The organism is Leuconostoc sp. (assembly GCF_965300815.1).
On record NZ_CBDKZH010000094.1, the window covers coordinates 1 to 4,849 of the forward strand.

The window sequence follows — 4,849 nt, forward strand, 5'->3', positions numbered from 1 at the left end:
CACCCTGTTGCCGTAAGTCATGATTAAATACCGCCGATTCACCTTCAACTGTGTCGAGTGCGGCAGCTTCGATCTCACCACTCATCAGTGCCGTAATTAATGCATCCGTGTTCACAACTGGCCCACGCGATGCATTAACTAAACCTGCATGTGCTGGCATACGTTCAAAGTCCGCTGCATTCAGCAAGCCAACTGATGATGGATTTAAATCAACGTGTAAACTCACAATATCACTCTCAGCCAATAACGTCTCTTTATCAACATAAGTTAAAAATGACTCGTAGGCTGGCTGGGGATTAATATCATAAGCTAACACACGTGCACCAAGGGCATGTAATAATTGTGCCAAGGTACTCCCAATCCGGCCAGCCCCAATAATACCTACCGTCACTGTATGAATTTCTCGTGCTTGTAAGCCGCCCCACCGAAAATCATGTTGCGCAACACGCTGATCAAAAGCCCACGTTCTGCGCAATAACCGGAAAATTTGCATCAATGCCATTTCAGCTACTGATCGTGGCGAATAGGCCGGTACATTGGTGACTTTTAAACCGGCTGCTTTTGCTAGCGCCACTTCAATCATGTCATAGCCAGCTGTTCGCGTCGTAATTTGTTGCAAGCCCTGTTGTGCTAGTGTGCGGTAAAATGTCGCATCCCCACCGATTTTAGCAGTTTGTTGCACAATCAAGCCATCATATTGCCGCAAATCCGGTAGGTTATCTGGGTGCAATTCATCACGTGAAATATCAATCTCAACTTGGTGTTGTTGCGCATAGGCAGCAATAGCCGCCTCTTCATCTTCACGTACGCTAGTCATTAAAATTTTAGGCATGGCGATTCGCCTCAATATATGCTGTTAAGCGTGCCATTGCTTCTTCCAATGTTGCCATTGATGCTGCATAACTCAATCGCACGTAACCTTCGCCACCTGGGCCAAAAGCCGAACCAGGAATAACCGCGAGCTTGTTTTTCTGCGCTAAGTCACGGGCAAACGCCACATCATCTTGCGGTAAATCAGCCGGAATTTTAGCAAAAATATAGAAAGCACCTGCTGGTTTTGGTATATCAAACCCTAAATCAGTCATCGTTTGGTAAACATAGTCACGACGCGCTTGATATTCGGCCTTCATTGCCAAGGTATCTGCCTTTCCAGCTGGTGTCCCCAACGCTTCGGCCGCCGCTGCCATCGCCGAGTTCGTTGGTGTTGTAATCGTAAATTGGTGAATCAAACCCAATTTAGCCACCAATTCTGCCGGACCGGCCAACAAGCCAATTCGGTAACCCGTCATCGCATGTGACTTAGAGACGCCATTAAGTAAAATGGTTTGTTCTGGTAAGAATTGTGCCATCGAAACGTGCGTTGTTTCATAAGTTAACTCGGAATAAATTTCATCAGAAATCACAACGATGTTCGTGTCACGCAACACCTCAGCCAAAGCGCGAACTGCTGCTTCGTCATAAGTGACACCGGTTGGATTAGATGGGAAGTTCAACACAATCGCCTTAATACTGTCGCCATGTTCTGCAATCGCTGCTTTTAACATCTCCGGACTTAAGACAAATCCATTGGCTGAGGTATCAATAAATACTGGCTCGCCACCGCCAACTAACGTCACCGGAATATACAATGGAAAGATTGGTGTTGGCAACAATACTTTATCACCAGGATTTAATAGTGACGTCACAACCGTATAAATCGCTTCCGTTGCCCCAACAGTCACAATAATTTCGCTTTCAGCATCATAATCAACTCCATAACGGTCTGCCAAGAAACCAGCAGCGGCCTGACGTAAAGCCAATGTACCGTTGGACGCCGCATAATGTGAATCATTTTCAACAATTGAACGAACAGCGGCCTGCTTAATGTGTTCTGGCACATCAAAGTCTGGCTCACCCAACGTTAATTTTAAAATGTCAGGAATGGCACTGACTTCATTATCGAAAGCACGGATTGCACTGGGCTTCACGAGATCCAATCGTTGGTTAAATGATGATAGCAAGGCTGGTTTTGCGTGTGGCATAATTTTCTCCTCTAATTCACAACTCGGTTTAACAAAAAAACGCACATTCGGCTGCTTCCGAATGTGCGCTAACTCGAGTCATAACAAAACTCATCAGGCATTCGGAACCATCTCCTCCGAATACCAATGCAAAATGCTTTTGGTATACGGTAGGCTACCTAAAATACCAAAAGTAAAACTGTTCTGCATTTTCTATGTGTTTGACTGTCATTTGTTAAAAACCTTCATTAATTTATGAGACAATCATAATCTTTTACCTGGTGAAAGTCAAGCACATTATTACTAATTTATCATATAATATCGCATTAACCGAGTGGCTTATTTTTCGGCACGCTACGCCCATTCATAATGTCATGAACAAACAAGTCCAGTTGTGTCTTTGTTTTCGCCCAGTCATCATTATCTAATTCGTAAGCCACACCCTTTAAGGCATCCGGCAATACCATGTCCCGCAAAAATTCCGGCGAAGCCACACGTTGTTTAATCGCCGTTGGATCATCCCCGCGTACTTGCACCCGTTCTACTAAGACATCTGGACTTGTCACCGTCACAAAGAGAATGACCGCCTGATCACCCAGTTCGCGCGCATAAGTGATAGCCCCTGCCGTATCCAAAACAATCGTGATATAAGGATTTTTCGCCCAGGCACGTTCCAACCCTTCATAAGATGAGCCATATTGCGCCCCAGCATAGTTAACCCGCTCAAGATAATGATTTTTTTCAAACGACGTATCATTTTCAAAATAATACGATATGCCATCGACTTCGCGATCGCGTGGTGGGCGCGTTGTATGCGTAATGACACGAGGCATACGAAAATTATCTTGTAAATATCGTGCAATGGTTGTTTTGCCGACGCCGGTTGCCCCAGTAATCACAAATACTTTATTCTCTTTCATATATCCTGTATCCTGATTCGTTATTATTACTATTGTAGCGTATCTTTACAAGCAACGTTAGACATTCGCGCGGCAACTTGTTAAAATAATAGTTATGTTTAAATTAAAATAGTATGGGAGAAATGTTATGTCTATCTTCACAAGAGCATTCAGACGTGAATCTGTGCAAAACTACATTAATGCAGATTCTCATATGACGCGCGAATTGACAACGCGCGACCTCATTGGTCTTGGTGTTGGGACAGTGATTGGGACAGGTATTTTCATCTTACCTGGCCATGAAGCTGCGCAACACGCTGGTCCTGCTGTATCCGTCGCCTTTTTGATTGCCGCTATCTTCTCTGGTCTATCTGGTATGGCCTTTGCTGAATTTTCATCAGCGATGCCGGTGGCCGGATCTGCTTATTCTTATGGCAGCGTCATCTACGGTGAAATTATCGGCTGGTTATTAGGTTGGTCACTTATCTTAGAATACTTCTTAGCCGTTTCAGCCATTGCGACTGGTTTTTCCGCTTATTTCGGCAACCTCCTCACAATTTTTGGGATTCATATGCCAAAAAGTCTGATGGCCGGCCCACTAGAAGGTGGCGTCGTGAACTTATTTGCCGTTTTGATCATCTTGGTGGTCACCGCAATTTTATCTCGCGGATTAAGCACATCTAAAAAGGTCGAAAACGCTGCGGTGGTTTTGAAGGTTGCGATCCTAGGATTGTTCATCATTGGTGGTTCTTTCTTTATTAAGCACACCAACTACGTGCCCTTTTATCCAAAAGAATTCCATTCTGGGGTCTTTGGCTTAAACGGTATCTGGGCAGCCACTGCCAGCATCGTCTTTGCTTTCTTGGGATTTGATACCATTGCTGCACATGCTGCGGAAGTTAAGAATCCACAGAAAACGATGGCACGTGGTATCATCGGGACGGTTTTGATTTCAGCCCTACTCTATGTGTTGTTCGCCGTTGTTTTGACTGGTATTGTGAACTATAAAAAGTTGGGTGTGGATGATCCGGCAGCGTTTGCGCTACAAGCTATTCACCAAACGCAATTCTCTGTTGTCATCATTGTCGGTGCATTAATTGGTATGTTTACAGCCATTTTGGCACTTGTCTACGCTTCATCACGTCTTACTTACTCATTTGGTCGTGATGGATTGCTCCCAAAGCCATTGGGTAAGATTTCTTCTGGTTCACGTTTACCAGTTAACGCGTTAATCGTTGCTGTTGTCGTTGAATCAATCTTTGCTGGTTTAATTCCACTGAACACATTAGCGAGTTTGATCAATGCTGGTACTTTGTTAGCCTTCACCTTCATTAACTTTGGTATCTTGATCTTACGTCGTCGGAAAGACTTGTCACATGACGGCTTCAAAGTACCTGGTTATCCAGTGCTCCCATTTATCGCTGGAGTGATTAGCCTATTGTTGATCGCAAAACTACCGGTCAACACATTGTTCCTATTTAGTCTTTGGGTTATTGCTGGTATTGTTTGGTACGCTATCTACGGTGTACGAAATTCAAAGTTATCTTAAAGCCAACTAAAAAGGACTGCAAATTGCAGTCCTTTTTAGTTGGTCAAAATTTAGAGTAACGGTGTCTTACGACGCATATACGAGTCAACTAACTTCTCGTAAACTCCTGGTTCAACGCTATCCAGTGCTGGTCCCAAAACGTCCATTGCTTTACCAAAATTGTAATCTCGTTCGTAAAACATCCGTGCTTGTTCGCTTGCCGCAGCCACACGTTCATTTGTGGCACGATAACGGTTAGCATACTGCAACAATTGTTCTGTCAACGCTGCTTGATCAACAATTGTATCTGTCTTCTCTTTTAAGGTATCAATATCGGCTGATACAATGTTTAATTGCCGTTGTACTTCGTCCATGTCAACTTGATCTGCTTTAAGTGACTTGGCAAGTCGGCCTAATTCATT

The 4,849-nt window shown here is 44.0% G+C and carries 5 protein-coding genes; 1 reads left to right on the forward strand and 4 read right to left on the reverse strand.

What is annotated here, in order from left to right:
• From ACW12G_RS06240 to ACW12G_RS06250, 3 genes are all read right to left on the reverse strand, one after another.
• Nucleotides 1-832, reverse strand: an 832-nt coding sequence (locus ACW12G_RS06240) for an NAD(P)-dependent oxidoreductase (protein WP_455647534.1), incomplete at its 3' end; no start/stop codon positions are given.
• Nucleotides 825-2,021, reverse strand: coding sequence for an aminotransferase class I/II-fold pyridoxal phosphate-dependent enzyme (locus tag ACW12G_RS06245; RefSeq protein ID WP_055308413.1), 1,197 nt, complete (start codon nucleotides 2,019-2,021; stop codon nucleotides 825-827). The genes ACW12G_RS06245 and ACW12G_RS06240, both read right to left, overlap by 8 nt.
• A 305-nt stretch (nucleotides 2,022-2,326) precedes the next feature.
• Nucleotides 2,327-2,920, reverse strand: a complete 594-nt coding sequence (locus ACW12G_RS06250) for a nucleoside/nucleotide kinase family protein (RefSeq protein WP_048700413.1) — start codon at nucleotides 2,918-2,920, stop codon at nucleotides 2,327-2,329.
• Between the two features lie 127 nt (nucleotides 2,921-3,047).
• On the opposite strand from ACW12G_RS06250, the gene ACW12G_RS06255 reads away from it, so the two are divergent.
• Complete coding sequence (locus tag ACW12G_RS06255) at nucleotides 3,048-4,448, forward strand: APC family permease (protein ID WP_455646743.1); 1,401 nt, start codon at nucleotides 3,048-3,050, stop codon at nucleotides 4,446-4,448.
• A gap of 50 nt (nucleotides 4,449-4,498) precedes the next feature.
• Here ACW12G_RS06255 and ACW12G_RS06260 read toward each other — a convergent pair.
• Nucleotides 4,499-4,849 (reverse strand): septation ring formation regulator EzrA (locus ACW12G_RS06260; protein ID WP_455647535.1); only part of this gene is annotated, 351 nt, incomplete at its 5' end.